Origin of the sequence: Gluconobacter cerinus, from assembly GCF_025961355.1 — a bacterium.
Classification (GTDB): Bacteria; Pseudomonadota; Alphaproteobacteria; order Acetobacterales; family Acetobacteraceae; genus Gluconobacter; species Gluconobacter cerinus.
The window spans coordinates 1,366,824-1,385,963 of the sequence record NZ_JAOQNM010000001.1; the positions used below are offsets into that span (position 1 = coordinate 1,366,824).

The window sequence follows — 19,140 nt, forward strand, 5'->3', positions numbered from 1 at the left end:
TTTTGAGCGATTTCGATGTCATCGTGATCGGCGGCGGCCATGCTGGTTGTGAAGCAGCAGCAGCTTCAGCGCGCTTTGGGGCCAAGACGCTCCTGCTGACACACAAGCTCGAAACCATCGGGGCTATGTCTTGCAACCCTGCCATTGGCGGCATCGGCAAAGGACATCTCGTGCGTGAGATTGACGCGCTGGATGGTCTGATGGGCAAAGCCGCTGATCGCGCTGGCATCCATTTCAAGCTGCTCAATCGCTCCAAGGGACCGGCTGTCCATGGCCCGCGCGCGCAGGCCGATCGCTCCCTTTACAGAACGGCTATTCAAACCCTGCTGGCAGAAACACCTAATCTGACGATCATGGCTGGAGCTGTTGGAGATCTGATTGAAGAGAACGGAAATATTCGTGGTGTGATCTGCGAAGACGGTCGGTCCTTCCGGTGTGGCGCCGTGGTGCTCACGACAGGCACGTTCCTGCGCGGGGTCATCCACGTCGGCCATGAACAGCAGCTTGCGGGGCGCATCGGTGAAGCGCCAGCCACCAAGCTGGGAGAACGACTGGAAGCTCTAAAGCTTCGTATGGGGCGCCTCAAGACTGGGACACCACCACGCATTGCCCGCGACAGCATTGACTGGGAGAGCCTGCCTGAAGATCGGGGTGATGAAGTTCCAGAGCCGTTCAGCCCTCTAACGAGCAGCATCACCAACGCCCAGGTCTCATGCCGGATCAGCCAAACCACATCGGAAACGCACCGGATCATCAACGAAAACCTGCACCGTTCAGCCATGTATGGTGGCGCGATTGCAGGCCGTGGCCCACGATATTGCCCGTCAATTGAGGACAAGGTTGTCCGTTTCGCAGAGCGGTCTTCCCATCAGGTTTTTCTTGAGCCCGAAGCGCTCCCGGGAAATCCCGGGGGTGACCTTGTTTACCCGAACGGTATCAGCACCAGCCTTCCCGCTGATGTTCAGGCCCTCATGATCGCATCGATGCCGGGGCTGGAAAAAACGCGGATCGTCACAGCCGGATACGCTGTGGAGTATGATTACGTCGATCCGCGGGAGCTGATGCCTTCACTTCAGTTGCGCAGCCTGCCTGGCCTTTACCTTGCAGGGCAGATCAACGGCACGACAGGCTATGAAGAAGCCGGTGCTCAGGGCCTTCTTGCTGGCCTGAATGCCGCCCGCGCGACCGCCGGAAACGATCCGCTCATTCTGGATCGGAGCGATGCTTATCTGGGTGTCATGATCGACGACCTGACATTGCACGGCATCAGCGAGCCCTACCGCATGTTCACGTCCCGGGCTGAGTATCGCCTCAGCCTCCGGGCTGACAATGCAGACCTACGACTTACGCCAAAAGGCATGGAAGCCGGCTGCATTCTATCTGAACGCGCTGAAGCCTTTACCAACATGAAGACCCAGATTGACGCAGCCATGGCACTGGCAGCATCGACGACCTTCCTGCCCCAAGCCCTCAAGGACGTCGGGTTTGAGGTCTCTTTAGATGGGCGACGTCGGAGCGTTCTGGATGTTCTTGCCAGCAACGGCGATCATTCGAAGGTGTTGGATCTGGCGCCATGGTTTGGTGCTCTGCCTCTCCGTATCCGCCGTCATGTGGAAACGGAAGCCCGCTACGGCGGCTATCTCCAGCGGCAGGATCGCGAGATCAAGCAGCTCGCATCCGAAAGCGCCATCGCCCTTCCGGACAATCTGGATTACAACGCTATCGGCGGCCTGAGCAGTGAGATGCGTGAGCGTTTTACTCAGGCACGACCAACCAGCTTTGCAGCTGCGCAACGTGTGCGAGGTGTAACCCCCGCTGCGCTGGTTGCCCTGCTGGCCCATGTAAGGACCCTGTCATGACCACCGTTTCACGTGAAACGCAGGAGAGACTGGAACGCTTCGCAGACCTGCTCGTGCAATGGAATGCGAAGATCAATCTGGTCAGCCCAAAAGATCTAGGCCAATTGTGGCCACGCCATATCCAGGACAGTCTGCAACTTGCAGACATGATTCCTGCTGGTGCAACCATTACTGATCTGGGCTCAGGCGGAGGCTTTCCTGGCCTTATTCTGGCAATCGCAACAGATAATCCTGTGACGTTGATTGAGTCCGATCAGCGGAAATGTGCCTTCCTCCGAGAAGCTGCTCGCATCTGCGGAGCCAAAGTCACGGTCATTCCAAAGCGAATTGAAGCGGCAACCCCGCCAGAAGCCGACATCATTACCGCCCGTGCGCTGGCCCCGCTGGTCAAACTGCTCGGATGGGCGCGTCCTTTGCTGAAAGAAAACGGATTTTGTCTGTTTCTCAAAGGCATAAAGGCGCAGGATGAGTTGACCGAGGCAAGCCGTGACTGGCACATGACATCTACCATTCTTCCCAGCCGCACCGACCCCGGCGGAGCCATTATCAAGGTCAGTGATTTCAAGCGTGTCGTCTAATTCCGTATCCCCCACCACCCGCATCATTGCTGTCACCAACCAGAAGGGCGGTGTTGGCAAAACCACGACCACAATCAACCTAGCCGCAGCGCTGGCACGGAAACAGCGCGTCCTGCTCGTTGATCTGGACCCTCAAGGCAATGCCTCGACCGGGTTGGGCATTGAGTATGATCAGCGGAATATTGGCACCTATGCCGCCCTGATGCAGGAAGCGGAGCCTCAGGCTCTCGCACAGCCGACAGAATTCGAAAATCTTTCGATTATCACCGCCAATAATGAGCTGGCTGGTGCTGAACTTGAGATGATCGCAGATGAGCGTCGTGAATATCGTCTAAGGGATGCTTTGCGCTCCCTTGAAGGCGACTACGATACCATCCTGATCGATTGCCCGCCCAGCCTTGGCCTTCTCACGCTCAATGCCCTCGTCGCCGCAGACAGCGTTCTCGTGCCGCTACAGTGTGAGTTCTTTGCGCTGGAAGGGATCAGTCAGCTTGTGCGCACCATTGACCGTGTGCGTCGTGCCTTCAATGCAGATCTGCATCTCGAAGGCATTGTGCTGACCATGTACGATCGGCGGAACAACCTTTCAGAACTCGTCGCACAAGATGCGCGGGGTTTCTTCGGTGAGCAGGTACTTGAAACGCTGATCCCAAGAAATATTCGTATTTCCGAAGCCCAGAGCCACGGTAGCCCGGTGCTGAATTATGATGCACGTTCCACAGGCGCAGTCGCCTATGTGGCACTGGCGGACGAACTTCTGAAGCGAACCGCGAACAGGACAAAGGCGTAAGCTGCGATGGCCAAAAAGGACACTTCCCCGCGCCTAGGTCGTGGTCTTGCCGCCCTTCTGGGCGATCAGGCTCCCCAGCTGGCCCGTGCTACGCGCGCCAATGCGCCTGTTCAGCAGCATACGTCCCTGCCCGTTGACGTGCTGGAGCCCAGCCCCTTTCAACCACGCCAGGACATGAACCCTGAGCGGCTGGAAGAACTGGCCAATTCCATTCGGTCCCGCGGCGTTCTGCAGCCCCTCCTCGTCCGACCAGACCCGGCCAACCCTGAGCGATACCAGATTATCGCTGGCGAGCGGCGGTGGCGCGCCTCTCAGCTTGCTGGGCTGCATAGTGTTCCCGTGCATGTGCGCCAGCTGGATGACACGGATGCCATGGCAGCCGCGCTTGTGGAAAACCTTCAGCGCGCCGACCTGAACCCGATCGAAGAAGCTGAAGGCCTTCAGCGGCTCATCACAGATTATACCCTAACGCAGGAAGAACTGGCCGGCGCCGTCGGAAAATCCCGGCCTCACATCACCAATACCATGCGCTTGCTGAACCTGCCGCCAGAGATCCGGGCCCATGTTCGCCGCGGTGAACTCTCAGCGGGACATGCCCGTGCCCTTCTGAGCCATCCAGACCCGATAGCTGCGGCCAAAACTGTTTTGGAAAAAGGGCTGAATGTCCGCCAGACAGAAGCTCTTGTCGCTGAGAAATCAGAGAAGAAAGCCGTTCAGAAAAAGCGCCGGGACGCAGAAATTGTCCAGATTGAAGAAGATCTGGCTCTTCGGCTGGGACTTAAAGTCCACATCGCTTACGATGGAAAAAAGGGCGGCTCGCTAAAGATCGATTACCGATCTCTTGAACAGTTTGAGAGCCTCATGCGTCTTCTCAACCGGGAATAAGAGGCGGTTATCAAAGGGGGCCATCATTTTTTTTGGATTTTATTCATTATAATCTGAAAAACCCCTTGCAAGCATTCCCGCTTCCCCTTTATAAGGCGCGTCACCGGAAACGGAGCGACGGGCACATAGCTCAGTTGGTAGAGCAGCTGACTCTTAATCAGCGGGTCCAAGGTTCGAGCCCTTGTGTGCCCACCAAGCTCCGTTTCCGGTCTTACCCTTGAAAATCTGCGCTTTTTAGATGATCTCAGCGGCGCCTAAGCCGTCTTCCAGATCAGGGTCTATATCCACCCTATAGATCTTCCGGACTCAATCCGGACTCATCTGAAAAACCTCAGTTCTTTTTTGCTCCCGTATATGATCGACAGCAGCAACAACAGAAAGCCTACTTTCGGTTTATGTAGAGAGTCGGTCTAACCAGGGTGCGAACTACCCCCGGACGACAAACCCTCCAGGAGGGACCCAAACATTTTTCGGATTGCCGCCTGATCCTGCTGGCCCTGCCCTTTCCTTTTTTCAGACCTATGCACAAAACGCATGCCTCTGAGGTCTCTGCTCCTGCCTTTCTTACCCTTGCCCTGAAAACGGTGTTAAAGGTGTTAGGGTGTTATTCGACTGATAAGCATCTGTTTTATAACAGTTTTTCAATAACATCTTTCGTAGTTCAGGCGTAACACCTTCTAAAAGGTGTTATTGGCTCTTATGGCTATTCCGCAGAAAACTGGGACTTTTCTTTAACACCTCCCAAACACGCCCATCCGCATATGCCAGCCTCAAAAGGTAACGATATGCGCTCAATGCATAGAAAGGCAAAAAACGCGGGAAGGAAACTTCCTGCGCTGCCCGCGCAGACCAGGCACTCGGACCGCAACAGGCTCAGAAATCAGCAGATAGGATGCGATAGACACTGGCCCTACCAATACCGAGACGCTTGGCTATCTCAGCAGGCCCGATTCCCTCATCTCTCAGCTTCCTCACCACGTCAGCATCAATCGAGGACTTGCGGCCGGTATAGACGCCACGTTCTTTAGCGGCCTTGATCCCTTCCAGCTGACGCTCACGCCGCAGATTCGTCTCAAACTCCGCGAACACACCCAACATGTCCAGGAACGCTTTGCCCGCTGCCGTGGTCGTATCCACCGGCTGCTCCGTGCAACGCAAAGCCGCGCCCTTGTCTTTGAGTGTGAGCATGATGGTTTGCAGATCCGCGATGGATCGAGCCAGGCGATCAATCCGCGTTACCACCAGCACGTCACCTACCTGTAGGAAAGCGAGCAGGGTTTGCAGCTCTCGACGCCCGGCGGTTGAAGTCCCTGACACCTTCTCGGAACGAATGACCTGACACCCAGCCGCTTTGAGAGCCTGCTCCTGAATTGTGAGATCCTGATCGGTGGTACTGACGCGGGCGTAACCGTAGATAGTCATATGGCGGTTCCAAGTGTCTCGTTTGGGTCTAGACCTTTCTCATAGAGTGTCTCATATAGAAAAATCAACCCAAATGAGACAAGGAAATCCGCCAATCCCGTGTCTCACAAAGCCGTCTCGTATCGGTATACTCAAAAGAGACACCCTGAACTCATGCGTCCAGCGCATGGCGAAAGGAGATCGCCTCAGCGATCCCCCTCTTCTGTTCCCAAAATAGAAGCCTTCACCTCATACGCCCGGATATTGCGATGGCCCGGCGGAGAAATGACAGTCGAGTTCTTGTTCTTGCCAGGCAGGAGATAGCCCGTCTCAATCAGAGTCTGTGTGGCATTGCGCCGGTTCAACCCTGATAGAGCTTCAGACATTCCCTCCGCTGTCAGGAAGTAACGCCATTCATGCTTTCCTTCCTCGCCTTTCATCCAGCGCTTCCAGCCTGCCCGGTTCTGCGTCCTGAACCTTTCTCCCGGCGGCTGGCTTTCTTCCGATTGCGCTGCATCCCCCTGGACAAAATCAACCCACCGTTCAAACCGGGCTTCACCATTCTTGGCAATGAAGTCTCGCACCTGGGCAACAGCCTGCTCATCCTCACGCCGTCCAACCGTTCCACGCTCTGCCAGCCATGCAGCGAAACAGATCTCCGCCATCACGCCGGGCGTGTCATGGTCCCAGCCTGTCAGCCCGTATTCCGTCGCAAGTTCTCCACCTGCTGCCACCATCGCAAATCGTGCAGCCACACTGCGCACCTGTCCGGATGCCTCAGGGTAGGACTGCAACCACTGAGCCGTCAGATCCGCCATACGACCGCGCAACCGATCCTGTATGGCGTCATTCCCTTTCATCCGCAGTTCATCCGTAAGCCGCAACAGGAACGCCCGTAGCGGTGCGCCATAATACTGCCCTGTGACAACGCGCAGGTGACGGGCGAAAGCGTCTGGCGTGTCATGGTCATGCACGTCTTCAAACAATCCACGGCCATGCCCGGCGTCTGCTGGCAGATCGGCAAACCGCACCTCTTGCCCGGCCTTTGTCGCCTTTCCGGCTTCACGGTTGAGATCCGCAAGCCCCAGTTCGCCGGTGCTCAAAAATAAAACGCGAAATCGCGCCACGGTCCGCGCTCCACCCGTCCGAGAAGCACGCGCCTTGCCCTGCCCGTTACTCAGCAGATAGGCGATCTCACCAGCCTCACGCGGGTCCAACTGCCCGATCTCATCCAATGGCAACAACACATCACAGGATGCCAAGGCCGTGCTCTCGATACCGTTGGACGTAGAGCGCCAGCTCCTGATGTAACTCGCTGCCCCGTTCTGAGGTGTACCCCCACATACAGAGGCCGCCACGCGCAAGGCCGTAGACTTACCCAGACGGCTAGAGCCCTTGAAGGAGATGCCGCCGCCCTCTTCACCCAGCAGCCCCAGAAGAGGCGCAGCAAAGGCACACGAGGCCGCGAAGATTAGACGGCTGTTCTTCATGCACAGCGCACCAATCTGGATCTTCCAGTCCTCAACCGTGCCAGCAACTCCGAACAGCGAGGTTTCCCGGTCCGGCGTTTGCAGGACGATACGCTCAGAGGTCTCACCAATGGTTGCGTCCGGCAGAACGAATGCGCTTCCATCTCCGAACTGGTGCCAGCCGATCCGTGTGACACTTCTCGCCCGCTGAGAACTTTTCAGGCTCGCCAGCCACTCCAGGAACGCTGCCTTGGCTTTAGCGCCCGCGCCCAGCGTTAGGCCGCCGTCTGCCAACCGGGTCCGGATCTCATTGCCATCTCCCGCGAACAAGGCACGGGCAAAAGCTTCCTCATGCCGGTGACCATCACGATCATGCCAAGCTAGGAGAAGCCCCCAGTTCAATCCGTTTTCATCACGTGATTCTCCCAGAACCTCGATACGTTCACAGAGGAAAAACGGAGCGCCATCACCGTTACGACGCCAGATCCCATCATCCCGATAAATAAACCGCCGGTCTTCACTGACTTCCTGCGGTTTTGCGTCATTTCGTCCCGCTTCCGGAAACTGAACCACCTTGGCGTTCTCAATTCCCTTACGAATTTCAGATTGGCCGCTCTTGCTGCCCTTCTGTGTCTTTTCCCCGGAGGACATCGTTCCAGTCTCCATGTACGATTTCAGGCATGGCGAGCCGAACAGTGCGGCCCTGCGATGCAAATTTCTTGAGAGCGGCTTCCAGTGCGCGACGGGCTTTTTCATTCCCGTGGTCATTGTCAGCCGCGATGATGATGTTTTTGAGCGTGTCTGGCAGAGCGACGGCAGCCATGTTGCTCAGTGAGACCGCAGACAGCACACGAAATTCAGGGCACGCCACAGCCACGGACAGCGCTGTTTCAATGCCTTCCGCGATAACCGTCACGTCATCGTCTGGAGCTACACCCAACGCCTTGCCAGAGGCTCCACGCCACAAGCGCACGCATCCGCCCCCGAACGATCCCAGCACCTTCTTGGCGTTCTGAAGATCAGCCTTGGCCCATTGGCCGCCGCGCATCTGACCCAGCCACGTCCGATGAACGGCCACCAGCTTTCCGGATGGGCCACAGATGGCCGCAATCATGGCTGGAAGCGGTCTCTGCACTTCCCCACACCAGACAGACGGATTGAAACGTAGCGCACCAGGAGCACGCCCAAGCTCACGCAGAACAATCCCGCGCCCGGCGAGATAAGCCTCTACTGGCGTTCCTGCGATACCAGGTGCCGTGTCATGCCATAGCCGACGCGCAGAAGCCCGCTTGCGCTGGGCCTCCTGATCCAATTCCTCACTCCGCTTATCGGGAACAGGCTGCCTCCGTTCAGGAGTACGGAAAGTCGGTGCAGAACCATCACCCAGCCCGAGCCAGCTAACAGCCCATTTCATGGCTTCCCGTCGATCTCCCGCGAACAAGACAGCTCCCACCAGATCCAGCGCGTCCCCGCGTTCTCCTGAACTGAAGTCAGCCCAGACACCCGCACGAGAACCATTCAGATGGACGGCAAGGCTCTGTCCCTTTTCGCCAGCTAGAGACCCACACCGCCATTCCGCGCCATCCTTCCGGCCGTTCGGCAGCAGCTCCCGCGCCAGAACACCGATGCGCTCCGCAAGCATCCGTGAGAGCGTGCCCGCGTCATGCTGCCTCATGCGGGTTGCGCCTTTTGGCTCCAGATCTCTGTATCCACCTCACCGAGACGGGTGAGAGCCAACGAAGCAATCCGCCATTCCTCTTCAGGGCAAGGTGGTAACTCTCCCTCTCCACCCCAGACCAGCATTTGACGCCGCAGATCCATTTGCGCCTGAAAGACATTAAGGGCCCGTACAGCCGCTGAGGTTGCTTCGTCCGTCTGGAGAAAGATCTGCTCTCGTAACCACTCTGCGCCCCAGAGGAGCGGCACAGTCAGATCGTGCAGAAGAAGAAAGCCTCCCGCCAAATCTTCCTTGCAGATAGGGTTTGGCCAGTAATCGTCGCGCTGTTCGTTAATGCGTCGCACCAGCCTTGCAAGAGCGTCTTCGCTCTCACCAACCGGGATAAGGACACAACCTGCAATGACCCTGTTTTGAGAGGCCCGGACAAGCTTTTCAGCCTTTCTCAAGCACTCCCGGTCTTCCTCGCTCCAATCGCTGCCACTCACCCGCGCAGGCTGCTGGAGACCCAATGTGATTAAATGCCCAAGAGTAGAGCTCATACCACTTCCTCCTGAGCAGGGAGGATCTGGGCAATACGGGCCAGCCCTTTAAGGGTCAGCACCACCTGAGGGCGGCTTACCAAATGCCCCTCTGGGTGCGTCTGCTCAAAATGCTTGTAAGAGAGATAGCCAGCCCGTTCCTTGTCCGCATAACCAATCCATCGGCTCTTGTTTCCGGCCCGATAGATCCAGCGCATCTCGTGAAGACGAGCCATAAACCGACGCGGCGGCCACCCACATTCCTTGGCCGCTTCTGTGAGGGTTAGCAGTCCGTCCATCCCGGCGATGCGATCATAGGCCAAGGCTTTCGGAGCCAGCGCCACCAGTTCGGCATCCTTTCGCTGGAGAGCTTCCTGAGCCGCCAGAACAGCACGCGCCATCAGCGTCTCAGACGTGTCTCCAGCAGAAGAAGCGACATACGCACCCGTGCGGCGGATTGACGGAATGACCTCACCTGTCACCCACTTCTTGAACCGCTTTGCAGCAGGCTTCCGGCTTGTAAGGACCAAAGACCAGAGACCGGATTCATTGATGAGGACAACGGACTGAGCCCGACCGTCAGCAAAGACACCGCCGTCCCGGATACCCTCGCCAATGTTTAGGGTATCCTTCTCGTCATCATCCAGACGCCGACCCGCTACAGACGGATTGCTATGACCGAGAAGTCCGCACACATCCGTCAGCACCCACCAGGCGACACCCTCACGGTTCAGCACCCGAACATTCTGACCTTCGAACTGGAAAGGCATTACCTGAGTCATACCGCGCCCTCCCGCCGGGCCGTAGGTAGAGCCACGATGTCACCTTCAGGCCCGACGATGGCAGTTCCAGAAATCAACCGCTCAGCTGCCTGATCCCGCTTTTCTGCCAGCGTGAGAACGTCCTGCCAGCCGAGAGCATCCAGCCAGTTCCTCGCCTCGACCGTGCGAACATCCCGGTCTAGTCCAATGCGGAACCACACCAGGGCAGCCTTCAGAGACTGGAACTGATCAGGCGCGTCTTCCCGCATGTCTGGATGGACCAAGGCAAGAAAGGCGTCGTCAGCCAGCAGAACCTTCCGCAGTTCTGACCACGCTGCCAGAAAGCCAATCACAGCATCCTGAGACGGCACAGGACGGAACTCATCACGGCCATGCAGACGCATGGTCTCGCTCATGTCACGACGCCAAGGGCTGTTCTGCACGTAATCGTCACAGCCACGGAAGAACGTCATAAGGCGCGTAAGCAGATCCGGCTTGCTGTCTTCCAGAGACGGCCAAAGCAGATCACCGGCCCGGCGCGATGCAGGCGCACTCCGTGAAACCGTATGAGAGGCTGTCAGCATGGTGCGGCCTCCCGCTGGGCTCGCACCGTTGATTCTGCCGTTGACCGCATTGAACGGCTGGAGATCCAGCGCTGGAGCTCAGCGACGCTGTAGCCAATACGTCGTTCGGTTAGCTTGACGAAGGCAGGCCCGTTTCCACTAAGACGCATCGCCTGAAGTGTTCGGTGGCCTAGTCCAGTCATTGCCGCAGCCTGCCTCTCAGACACGACCAGCGGCGCAGGGGATGACCCCTTGTCCTTAATAGAAAGCATGAATTTTTACCTTCCTTGCGTCACGGACAGCGGCGTCACGCCATGTCCGAATGATGCGAGGATGTGCAGGAACGCCTTGGAAAATCGGCCAGTTAGGTCAGAAAGGAATTACTAACCATTCCAATTACTGGCGGATTTCCGGGCCTTTTCCTTTTCTGCCTTTAGCTTTTCGATGTCTTTTTTTGCCGCCAGCTTTGCGCTTTCTTCTTTGACCACACTTCGAACTTTGGCCTCACTGAGGGTCAACTTTTTTGCTTCGAGCTGACCTAAAACGTATCGCTCGCAGTCTGCCTGCTCTCCACGCTTTTCAAAAAGCTCACCTTCCTCTTCAAGCCAGGCACGCGCAGCGCTTCGAGCAAACGTGGTCTCGGCTTTCTCAGGTCGACCAGGACCACCCGGCTTTTTCATACTGGAGACCGCAGGTTCAGGAGTAACAGCCTCTACCGCCTGTAATATCTGGATGAAATCCACCGGGACACGGACTGAAGACCCCAGTTGTATCCAGCACGCCCGGAATACGTCTTCAAAGAAAGGCGGTTCTGTCCGCGGCGGATAATGGCAGAGGGTAGATTGCCTCCAGAACCCACTAGGGGGCTCTGAGTAATCACCTTGGAGTGGCTTATAAAATCTTACTCTTCCCTCACCAGAACAGAGAAAAGATACAATCTCTCTTTGTAGCAAAGAGAAGGCTGTCTTCATGTCTTGAAGTTCAGGCGAGATCAGCAGCTTCTGCACATTAGGTACCAAAGACGTAGAGCCTTGAGTGCGAGCCCAATATCTTAGTTGCGCCTGCTTAGATGCTTTCTCCAAACTGGCATATCCACCCGCTGCTTTACAGGCATCCCAAGCGACAAGACACTGATCCCAGACCTGCGCAGACACGATGTCATGCAAGGCATCAGCCAGCCCTACCCATGTACTGGTAGTTTCACCCATAGCCGCCCCACGCCAGCCGTCCCCACACATGAATTTGAGCGGCGCGGCGGGCCAGACGTGGGGTTCCGGCGTTCGGCGGCCAGACCTAGCCGCGCCATCCGTCACCATGCACCCAGCGCCAAAAGGAAACAAGCCGTGAACATACCCAGCGTGGACCAGTCCAGACGAGGCTAAAGAATGCCCGGTCATGCCATCACCTCAGAGCCTTGCCAGAGTGTCTTGAAAAGCCCGTGCTCAGCTTCTGGCAGGCTCAGCGCCGCAGGGTCCAGAACGTCCGTCAGGTCCTGCCCACAGGCTGCCATAAGGACGGGCAATGCTGAGGACAGACACCGCATGATCCGTGTGACATACTCGGACCGATACAGGGGAGCACTTCCGCCCACCGGCTCCAGATCCACTGCCTGAAGCGTTTCCAGTGCCGCGAACACCTGAACCACAGCATCCGCTAGGGAGGAAGACGGCAGAAGCGGCATCAGATCATGCAACAGCAGTTCGACACTTTCGGCCGCCTGCGCATCAAGGGCAGACCAGCGCCGTTTCCGTATCTCTTGCCCGTCTTCCAGAGTTTCAAGGTAATCAGTCCTCTGATCCTTAAGCCTCTGAGCCCGGCGCATACGAACAGCAGCCTCATAGGGTGACACCGGCCCCACAGGAGCGGAAACAACTGGCTCCGCCGGGCGAACCTGCATGACCTGTGCCTGATCCCGTATAATGGCCGCAGCGACCTGCCCAAACCAGTCTGGAGCCTCACGGATCATCTGCTCATAATCAAGCACCGGCCGTCCTAATGCCTTTAGAGCTTCCATCTGGGCTTTCTGGCCTTCCGGCGTTGTCGCACGCTGCACCAGAAGATCATCCAGCAGCTCACGTGCCCGATCAGAAACAGCCTGAGCCTCAGGACTGGCTGGAACCGTTTCCATAAGCACATCCTTGGCCCGCACAGTCTGCACGAACTCACCGCACAGACGGATCAGAACGGCATCAGGCGACACATCAGCCGCACTCTCTCCACCCGCATTAACCTTGAACGTCTGCATCACAGGAGCCCTCCCTGCATGTCTTCCAGCAGGGAGCGCATCAGGGCCTCCCGCATGTTACGCGGGACCACCGCATCCCCAAGCACAAGCCGCGTGGCTCTGCTCTTGGCCTTAAGACCGTCCAGACTGCCTGCCTTCGTCTCACAGACCGCAGCAATCAACGTCTGACGCCGGGCCAGCAGTCCCCCCAGGCGAGACGCCGGAAGACTGTGTGCCTGGTCAAGCTGACGTTGCCGCTCTCTTTCCGTGGCAGCCAGATCCGCGCAGAGACCAACCAGGTGTGAATCCACAGGAGGCGGACAGAATGAAAGAGAGTCCGCCGTAATGGCGTCTGTCCCTGTCATGGCTGCCAGCCCGGCGAGACGGCCCAGACCCGCTACAATCGCCATTCTGGCCTTGGACTGATCGTTCATCATGAACGCCCCCCTTTCCGCTTTCGCAGACGCCAATAGGAGGGAGGAATGGGTATGGTGATGACCAGCCTGCGCCGGGCCGTGCAGGTTTTCTGGCTGAATGAGTGTCACGACAGACAGCAGGAACAGACCCGCACCCAGAACAGCAGGCGCGGCCTCAGAAACAAGGTGCGCAGAAGCAATCACTGCCCGGCGCAAGCCGGACGTGGTAAAGGCATGAATAGCCATTGCCGAGGTCCCTCTCGGTATGTGGTTAGGCTGGGCGCGGCGTTGGTAGCGCCTCATCCAGCCGCAAATCAGTTTGTTCCTTGCAGAACGATACGGAGAGTGTCACTCTCCCGCATCAGAAGCAAGCGGAAATGATATTGTGGATACCATTTCACCGGCACAGGTAAGAGCAGCAAGAGGATTGCTGGACTGGAGCCGAGATGAATTAGTTAATGAGAGCGGCGTTCCTAAAAGCACTCTTGTCCGTTTTGAGGACGGTGCGACTGCCCCACGATCCACGACGATCACAGCTATCCGAAGAGCCCTGGAAGCCGCAGGCGTAGAGTTCCTCCCCAAAAACGGAGGCGGCCCCGGCGTGCGCCTGAAAAAGGAGACGTCCCTATGAGCAACGGCGAGATCATTCTCTACAACACCGAAGACGGCACGACCTCAATCCAACTCAAAGCCATAAACGGAACAGTCTGGCTCAGCCAGAAGGAGTTAGCTGAGTTATTCGCCCGCGACGTCACCACAATCAATCAGCATATCCGGGCGATATACGAAGAGGGCGAATGCGTACGTGAGGCAACTATTGGGAAATTCCCAATAGTTCAAATGGAAGGGAATCGTGAGGTTTCTCGCGAAATCGAGGTGTATAATCTCGATATCATTCTCGCCGTTGGTATGCGCGTCCGCTCGCAACGTGGAACCCAGTTCCGCCGCTGGGCCAACAGCGTCCTCTCAGAGTATCTCGTCAAAGGCTTTGCCATGGACGATGAGCGCCTGAAGGACCCCAAACATGACTATTTCGATGAGCTACTCCAGCGCATCCGGGATATCAGGGCATCAGAAGCGCGTTTCTATCACAAGGTTCGCGACATTCTGAGCCTGAGCCCCGATTATGACGCAGACAGCCCAGTATCTCGAAATTTCTACGCCACTATCCAGAACAAGATGCTCTACGCAATAACCAGCCATACAGCGGCTGAACTGATCATTGAACGATCTGACCCAAATGCACCGAACATGGGTCTGACATCATGGTCCAGTAGGCGAGTATGCAAGGCAGATGTAACCACTGCCAAAAACTACTTGGGCAATCAGGAAATCCAAGAACTCAACCAGATCGTCACGATGTTTCTTGAGACGGCAGAATTTCGAGCCAAGCGACGTAGCACGATTGCCCTTCAGGAGTGGACGGGCATCCTTGATAACTTTCTGAGCGGTAACGAGCTTCCAGTTCTTCGTGGAGTAGGACGGCGCTCCAAAAAGCAGGCCGATGACATTGCCCACCAACGATACGAAGCCTTTGATTCAAGCCGCAAACTTGCAGACCGCCAAAAGATGGAAAGCGAGCCGGACATAGACGTGAGCGTCGCTCTGGAAGACATCGAGAAAACTGTGCGGCTTACTCGCAAGAGAAGGCAGGACTGAGCGCACTGCATCAGAACCCAGAACATTGAGCAAAACAGTCATTGAGAACGTCAGGAGAAACAATGCGCGGCCTTAACACCAGAACACTTCTCTTGGCTCTCACGCTGTTTGCTCCCATCACAGCCTTCGCAGATGGGGTATTTCATCCCGCCGGGCAGTCCTATGCCTGCGTAAACCCACGAGCCACACGCGCCCTCGCCAATCATGCAGATCCGCGCCAAAACGATCCAGGCTGGGTCCACTTCGTCATTACCGATGGCCGATGCTTCCAGGTTGAGCCCAGCGAGAAATGGGAACAGATCAGCCAGCAAAACGGACTGCTTCTCTTACGCCGCGATCCGCCACGCGCAGGGATGCCCCCACTGTTCTTCCTTCCAGAACAGGTATCCGCTGGCCTACCCATACCTCCCCAGTCTTCCGCAGAAGCCCCAGCAGACGGGCCAGTGCAGCTAGCCCCCGCAAGCCCAGACCAAGAAGCCTCACAGCCTTCTAGCGAGACCACGGATATTCTGCCTAAAGGCTGGCAGAAACCCCGCCACGACACAGAGGCCACAACCAACGAGGCACCAGAAGACAATACGCCAAGTGAGCCTGTGCCGTCTGTCACATCTAGTCCTGTTCCCAGTTCTGCAAAAACCCAAGATACAGGATCGGGCGGACTACTGATATTCGTTCTGATAGCAGCAGGCCTGATCGGATATTTTGTACTTCGGGCACGCCGCCGGGCCGCACGTAAACGCCGGGCTTGGGAAATCATCGATAAGGAAATTCGCGACCAAGGCACAGCTTTGCAGGTTCGCCGCCTTCAACTGGTGACAACAGACGCCTATGGCACAATTCATCTGACCAAATGGGCCAAGGAGATCGGCTATTTCTGCAACACCCGCGTTTCGCCTCTTCTGCAGGTAGAAGGCTTGGCCGATCAATGGCAGGGGCTAGCAGACCAAGCACAGGCACGCATTGAAGAAATCGCCCAACGTATGCCGCCCGGCGCTGTTCTCAATCAAAAGCCACTGAGCGATCCACGCGTATTCGACCCTCAGATGGACCCCTTCGACTATGAGCGGCATTGTGCCCTGCTTCTGGAACAAGCCGGATGGAACGCCCGCGTCACACAGGCCAGCGGCGACCAGGGAGCGGACATCATTGCTACCAAAGGCGGCCGGAAGATCGTGGTTCAGTGCAAACTCTATAGCCAGCCGGTCGGCAACAAAGCCGTGCAGGAGATCTACACCGCCAAACAGCACCAGCAGGCAGATGAGGCTATCGTTGCCTCAAACGCCGGTTACACAATCCCGGCCCGACAGCTCGCAGCCACAACAGGCGTGCATCTACTGCATCATCAAGAACTGGCTTCGTTCTGTGAGCGGCTGGCAGCTTAGTCACCATATCAGTTTTGAATGTATAATTTTGGATTTTCGAAATTAATCCACGCATCCATGTCAACATAAAATAGCCGCAAAGTTTGGTTGCGAAAATTCTCAGGTGGAGTAGATAATCCCGAGTAATGCCTACTCCAACTTATCACCTCTTTGTAGATGATAGCGGATCTCGCTTCATCGATCGTCCATCCACCCCTCGAAATGATGGGATGGACTATTTTGCAATGGGGGGAATCCTCATAAAGGCTGAAGAGGCACGTCAAACTACCGTCGATTTAGATAAAATCTGCGAAAAATATAGTATAAATTATCCGCTGCATTCCACAAAAATTCGTTCCAAAAAGAATGAATGGTCTTGGCTGGGAGACCAAAAACAAAAGAATAAAGCTAATTCCTTCATGGAAGACCTTAGTAATTTTTTGTGCAATATTCCAGGACATGCAACAGCTTGTGTAGTCCATAGGCCGGGATACCTAGAAAGATATTCTCATTACCCAGCCCTAGAAAGATGGAATCTGTGTAAGAGCGTTTATTCTATTCTCATAGAACGAGCTGCCAAAATAGCTTTGAGAGATGGAAGAAAGTTAGCCGTTTACATAGAAAAAACTGGCAAGCGTGAAGACGCTGATATTTGCAGATATCATACAGAAATGATAGAAAAAGGAATAAATTTCAATCCAGTTACTTCTTCGAAATATAATCCTCTTGGTTCTCGAGATTTTTCTTCATCCCTTTTAAAAAATCCAAATTTTTTCAACAAATCTCATCGAATGGGACAAGTTGCTGATCTCTTATTGTATCCCTTGGTAAAAGGTAGATATGATAAGAGTTACCTTCCTTATATTAATCTCCACAATTCATGTAAAATTATTGACAATACACTAAAGGAAACCGAGGAGCACCTTGGTGTGAAATACTACTGCTTTGACGGAGTTTAAACAGACAAAAGGCCCGAGAGTATAAACTCCCGAGCCTCCTATCCCGCTGTCATACGACAGCGCCCGGCCTCAGTTGGCCCTATGGGTCGCCTTATAACGACTTACTTGTAACTTTTGAAGCCTCAAAAAGTTTAAATTTATATTTTATCTTATATGACCGAAAATCGTCGAAGATTATCAACTGCTTAATGTCAAAATGTCATAGCTTCACATTTATACTACTTACTGATTACAAGCACGTAAGTCGTCCAACTATCCATGGCAATCTCCCGTTCCTTCAGAAATTCATGCCGCTGATAGACAGCCGCTACCCCCTTGATCGTCCCCTGAACATGGTTCAGCACCCGATCAGCCACATGAGGCCCAACCCCTAGGCGGGCCATAACCGTCACGCCTGTTCGTCGCAGATCATGCAATCGCCAGCCCGGTGCGGGCATGGCGCAGACTTCTTTTCCCGGCGATTTTTCAGCTCTCTCAACTTCAATCAGTCTCTCCAGCCGTTCCTTGGCCCCTGAGAAGTCGGAGATCGGCGTCCTGCCTGTATTCGTGAAGACATAAGGAGAGATGGCCCCTGTCTTCGGATCTGTCTGCCTATGCAGCGCAGCCAGGACATGCCGTGCAGGTTCCGACAAATGAACGATATGCGCTCTGCTGTTCTTTGTTCGCTCCGCAGGAATGGTCCAGGTTGTCAGATCAGGTGAGATTTCCTCCCAGCGCATTTCTGCAACCTCTGCCCGCCGCTGCAGGGTGAGCAACAACAACCGGAAGAACGGCCCGAAGGGATAGGCCATCTGTCCAGCCGCCCGCCATATCTCCCCGATTTCCTCATCGGTCAGAACGCGATCCCTTGAGACTTCACGCCCTTCAACAATCAGTCGGGCGAAAGGGTTATCCTCGACCAGCTGACGCTTCACCGCCCAGGCATACATGGCGCGGGCATAGGCTTGCAGGCGCCGGGCCGTGGTGGGGTGCCGTTCTGCAATCTCATCGAGCCGGGCCTGTAACTCAGAAACTGTCAGGGATTGCGCGGGGCGATTCAGGAACTGCTGGAAGTTATACCGGATGCGTTGCGGACCCTCCCGCCTATAGGTCTCGCTATGCTCCCTGAGGGCCATGGCAGCCCAGCGATCAATCAGCACATCCAACGTCAGGGCATCTATCGCCGCTTGTGCGGCCCGTTCCTGTAGGGAGGCTTGATAGGAGACTACTTCCGCCAGGCGTTCACCCACGGGATCTCCGCCAGCAAGAACGCGCCCACGAGCTTCCTCAGCCATCTTCCGGGCTTGGGCAATGGTCAGCGCCCCATACTCTCCCAACTTGAGGCGACGGACCTTTCCTGCGTAGCGATACTGAAAGAGGAACAGCTTGGCTCCCGTGTCAGTGACACGAACAAGGAAACCTTTGGTCTCTGTATCCGCAAACAAAGCGTCCCGTTTGCCCGGCGGGCAGGTGAGAGCGTCTATTTCCCGCTTCGAAAACCTCATGCCCAGCCCTCAATAACACCTTTAACACCTACGAAATCGAAAGGTGTTAGTGAGAAAACCGGATAAAAACACAGTAAAATCAATATATTATATATGTGAGTAACACCTATAACACCTATAACACCTATAACACCGTAATTGTGTAGCTCCCTGAATTTCATTTTGCCCCATTTCCCCTCTCTGAACCCGCTGACGAGTTTTTCCGGACTCAATCCGGACTCATTTGAAATAGCAATAGGGGCGTTTCGGTGCGTCTCTTTGCACAAACCGTCTCAGACGCCCTTTTATAAGGCGTTGTTATTGCGCGGTTTTGCGTTTTATTGCGTCTTAACTGTATTTCGCCGGGCGTAACTCTTAATCAGCGGGTCCAAGGTTCGAGCCCTTGTGTGCCCACCAAGCTCCGTTTCCGGTCTTACCCTTCAAAAATATAAATTTTTAAATTCGGTTGCTTTCGCTTTTAAAAAGCATTCGCTCGAGCATTTTCACAAAAATTAAAAACAATAGCCCCTAGAAGAGCTTTCTTTAGTGCTAATGA

The 19,140-nt window shown here is 55.5% G+C and carries 19 protein-coding genes and 1 tRNA gene; 9 read left to right on the forward strand and 11 right to left on the reverse strand.

From position 1 onward, the window contains the following. The first annotated feature begins 2 nt into the window (after window positions 1–2). From mnmG to M2305_RS06345, 5 genes are all read left to right on the forward strand, one after another. The gene (gene mnmG / locus M2305_RS06325; RefSeq protein ID WP_264648875.1) at window positions 3–1,859 is read left to right on the forward strand and encodes a tRNA uridine-5-carboxymethylaminomethyl(34) synthesis enzyme MnmG; all 1,857 of its coding nucleotides are present in this window, start codon (window positions 3–5) and stop codon (window positions 1,857–1,859) included. Continuing rightward, window positions 1,856–2,437: a 16S rRNA (guanine(527)-N(7))-methyltransferase RsmG gene (gene rsmG / locus M2305_RS06330; RefSeq protein ID WP_264648876.1), complete on the forward strand. Its 582-nt coding sequence runs from the start codon at window positions 1,856–1,858 to the stop codon at window positions 2,435–2,437. The genes mnmG and rsmG overlap by 4 nt, the downstream gene beginning before the upstream one ends. Then, a complete protein-coding gene (locus M2305_RS06335) occupies window positions 2,427–3,227 on the forward strand; it encodes a ParA family protein (protein ID WP_264648877.1) in 801 nt (266 codons plus the stop codon). The genes rsmG and M2305_RS06335 overlap by 11 nt, the downstream gene beginning before the upstream one ends. Before the next feature lie 6 nt (window positions 3,228–3,233). Then, window positions 3,234–4,112 carry a ParB/RepB/Spo0J family partition protein gene (locus M2305_RS06340; RefSeq protein WP_046900405.1) on the forward strand — a complete coding sequence of 293 codons (879 nt, stop codon included), beginning with the start codon at window positions 3,234–3,236 and terminating at the stop codon, window positions 4,110–4,112. A 119-nt stretch (window positions 4,113–4,231) separates the two neighbouring features. After that, a tRNA-Lys gene (locus tag M2305_RS06345) sits at window positions 4,232–4,307 on the forward strand. A gap of 678 nt (window positions 4,308–4,985) precedes the next feature. Here M2305_RS06345 and M2305_RS06350 read toward each other — a convergent pair. The 10 genes from M2305_RS06350 to M2305_RS06395 form a co-directional block, all read right to left on the reverse strand. Continuing rightward, window positions 4,986–5,534: a recombinase family protein gene (locus tag M2305_RS06350; RefSeq protein ID WP_264648878.1), complete on the reverse strand. Its 549-nt coding sequence runs from the start codon at window positions 5,532–5,534 to the stop codon at window positions 4,986–4,988. 185 nt (window positions 5,535–5,719) lie between these two features. Beyond that, on the reverse strand, window positions 5,720–7,633 hold the full coding sequence (locus M2305_RS06355) for a DUF927 domain-containing protein (protein WP_264648879.1): 1,914 nt from the start codon (window positions 7,631–7,633) through the stop codon (window positions 5,720–5,722). Beyond that, window positions 7,584–8,657 (reverse strand): DUF7146 domain-containing protein, encoded by a 1,074-nt coding sequence (locus M2305_RS06360; protein WP_264648880.1) that lies wholly within the window; start codon window positions 8,655–8,657, stop codon window positions 7,584–7,586. The genes M2305_RS06355 and M2305_RS06360 overlap by 50 nt, the downstream gene beginning before the upstream one ends. Next, window positions 8,654–9,199 (reverse strand): hypothetical protein, encoded by a 546-nt coding sequence (locus M2305_RS06365; protein WP_264648881.1) that lies wholly within the window; start codon window positions 9,197–9,199, stop codon window positions 8,654–8,656. Before M2305_RS06365 ends, M2305_RS06360 begins: the two co-directional genes overlap by 4 nt. Continuing rightward, a complete protein-coding gene (locus tag M2305_RS06370; RefSeq protein ID WP_264648882.1) occupies window positions 9,196–9,960 on the reverse strand; it encodes a phage antirepressor in 765 nt (254 codons plus the stop codon). The genes M2305_RS06365 and M2305_RS06370 overlap by 4 nt, the downstream gene beginning before the upstream one ends. Continuing rightward, entirely contained in the window at window positions 9,957–10,523 is a 567-nt protein-coding gene (locus tag M2305_RS06375; RefSeq protein ID WP_264648883.1) for a hypothetical protein, read from the reverse strand. Before M2305_RS06375 ends, M2305_RS06370 begins: the two co-directional genes overlap by 4 nt. Beyond that, the gene (locus M2305_RS06380) at window positions 10,517–10,774 is read right to left on the reverse strand and encodes a helix-turn-helix transcriptional regulator (RefSeq protein ID WP_264648884.1); all 258 of its coding nucleotides are present in this window, start codon (window positions 10,772–10,774) and stop codon (window positions 10,517–10,519) included. The genes M2305_RS06375 and M2305_RS06380 overlap by 7 nt, the downstream gene beginning before the upstream one ends. Before the next feature lie 111 nt (window positions 10,775–10,885). Beyond that, window positions 10,886–11,710 (reverse strand): hypothetical protein, encoded by an 825-nt coding sequence (locus M2305_RS06385; RefSeq protein ID WP_264648885.1) that lies wholly within the window; start codon window positions 11,708–11,710, stop codon window positions 10,886–10,888. Window positions 11,711–11,895: 185 nt separating this feature from the next. Beyond that, a complete protein-coding gene (locus M2305_RS06390) occupies window positions 11,896–12,747 on the reverse strand; it encodes a hypothetical protein (RefSeq protein WP_211514586.1) in 852 nt (283 codons plus the stop codon). Then, window positions 12,747–13,388, reverse strand: a complete 642-nt coding sequence (locus M2305_RS06395) for a hypothetical protein (RefSeq protein ID WP_264648886.1) — start codon at window positions 13,386–13,388, stop codon at window positions 12,747–12,749. The genes M2305_RS06390 and M2305_RS06395 overlap by 1 nt, the downstream gene beginning before the upstream one ends. A gap of 139 nt (window positions 13,389–13,527) precedes the next feature. Here M2305_RS06395 and M2305_RS06400 point away from each other — a divergent pair, with 139 nt between their 5' ends. From M2305_RS06400 to M2305_RS06415, 4 genes are all read left to right on the forward strand, one after another. Continuing rightward, window positions 13,528–13,773, forward strand: coding sequence for a helix-turn-helix domain-containing protein (locus tag M2305_RS06400; RefSeq protein ID WP_264648887.1), 246 nt, complete (start codon window positions 13,528–13,530; stop codon window positions 13,771–13,773). Further along, window positions 13,770–14,801, forward strand: a complete 1,032-nt coding sequence (locus M2305_RS06405; RefSeq protein WP_015072884.1) for a virulence RhuM family protein — start codon at window positions 13,770–13,772, stop codon at window positions 14,799–14,801. The genes M2305_RS06400 and M2305_RS06405 overlap by 4 nt, the downstream gene beginning before the upstream one ends. A 62-nt stretch (window positions 14,802–14,863) precedes the next feature. Continuing rightward, entirely contained in the window at window positions 14,864–16,183 is a 1,320-nt protein-coding gene (locus M2305_RS06410; protein ID WP_264648888.1) for a restriction endonuclease, read from the forward strand. Window positions 16,184–16,308: 125 nt separating this feature from the next. Next, entirely contained in the window at window positions 16,309–17,121 is an 813-nt protein-coding gene (locus M2305_RS06415; protein ID WP_264648889.1) for a DUF3800 domain-containing protein, read from the forward strand. Window positions 17,122–17,339: 218 nt separating this feature from the next. Here M2305_RS06415 and M2305_RS06420 read toward each other — a convergent pair whose 3' ends face one another. After that, window positions 17,340–18,605 carry a tyrosine-type recombinase/integrase gene (locus M2305_RS06420; protein ID WP_264648890.1) on the reverse strand — a complete coding sequence of 422 codons (1,266 nt, stop codon included), beginning with the start codon at window positions 18,603–18,605 and terminating at the stop codon, window positions 17,340–17,342. Between the last annotated feature and the right edge of the window lie 535 nt (window positions 18,606–19,140).

Coding starts and splice junctions, on each gene's coding strand:
- M2305_RS06375 (WP_264648883.1), bottom strand. CDS start 10,523: ATGCTGACAGCCTCTCATACGGTTTCACGGAGTGCGCCTGCATCGCGC.
- M2305_RS06365 (WP_264648881.1), bottom strand. CDS start 9,199: ATGAGCTCTACTCTTGGGCATTTAATCACATTGGGTCTCCAGCAGCCT.
- M2305_RS06385 (WP_264648885.1), bottom strand. CDS start 11,710: ATGGGTGAAACTACCAGTACATGGGTAGGGCTGGCTGATGCCTTGCAT.
- M2305_RS06380 (WP_264648884.1), bottom strand. CDS start 10,774: ATGCTTTCTATTAAGGACAAGGGGTCATCCCCTGCGCCGCTGGTCGTG.
- M2305_RS06355 (WP_264648879.1), bottom strand. CDS start 7,633: ATGTCCTCCGGGGAAAAGACACAGAAGGGCAGCAAGAGCGGCCAATCT.
- M2305_RS06350 (WP_264648878.1), bottom strand. CDS start 5,534: ATGACTATCTACGGTTACGCCCGCGTCAGTACCACCGATCAGGATCTC.
- M2305_RS06415 (WP_264648889.1), top strand. CDS start 16,309: ATGCCTACTCCAACTTATCACCTCTTTGTAGATGATAGCGGATCTCGC.
- M2305_RS06390 (WP_211514586.1), bottom strand. CDS start 12,747: ATGCAGACGTTCAAGGTTAATGCGGGTGGAGAGAGTGCGGCTGATGTG.
- M2305_RS06410 (WP_264648888.1), top strand. CDS start 14,864: ATGCGCGGCCTTAACACCAGAACACTTCTCTTGGCTCTCACGCTGTTT.
- M2305_RS06405 (WP_015072884.1), top strand. CDS start 13,770: ATGAGCAACGGCGAGATCATTCTCTACAACACCGAAGACGGCACGACC.
- M2305_RS06340 (WP_046900405.1), top strand. CDS start 3,234: ATGGCCAAAAAGGACACTTCCCCGCGCCTAGGTCGTGGTCTTGCCGCC.
- M2305_RS06395 (WP_264648886.1), bottom strand. CDS start 13,388: ATGGCTATTCATGCCTTTACCACGTCCGGCTTGCGCCGGGCAGTGATT.
- M2305_RS06360 (WP_264648880.1), bottom strand. CDS start 8,657: ATGAGGCAGCATGACGCGGGCACGCTCTCACGGATGCTTGCGGAGCGC.
- M2305_RS06370 (WP_264648882.1), bottom strand. CDS start 9,960: ATGACTCAGGTAATGCCTTTCCAGTTCGAAGGTCAGAATGTTCGGGTG.
- M2305_RS06420 (WP_264648890.1), bottom strand. CDS start 18,605: ATGAGGTTTTCGAAGCGGGAAATAGACGCTCTCACCTGCCCGCCGGGC.
- rsmG (WP_264648876.1), top strand. CDS start 1,856: ATGACCACCGTTTCACGTGAAACGCAGGAGAGACTGGAACGCTTCGCA.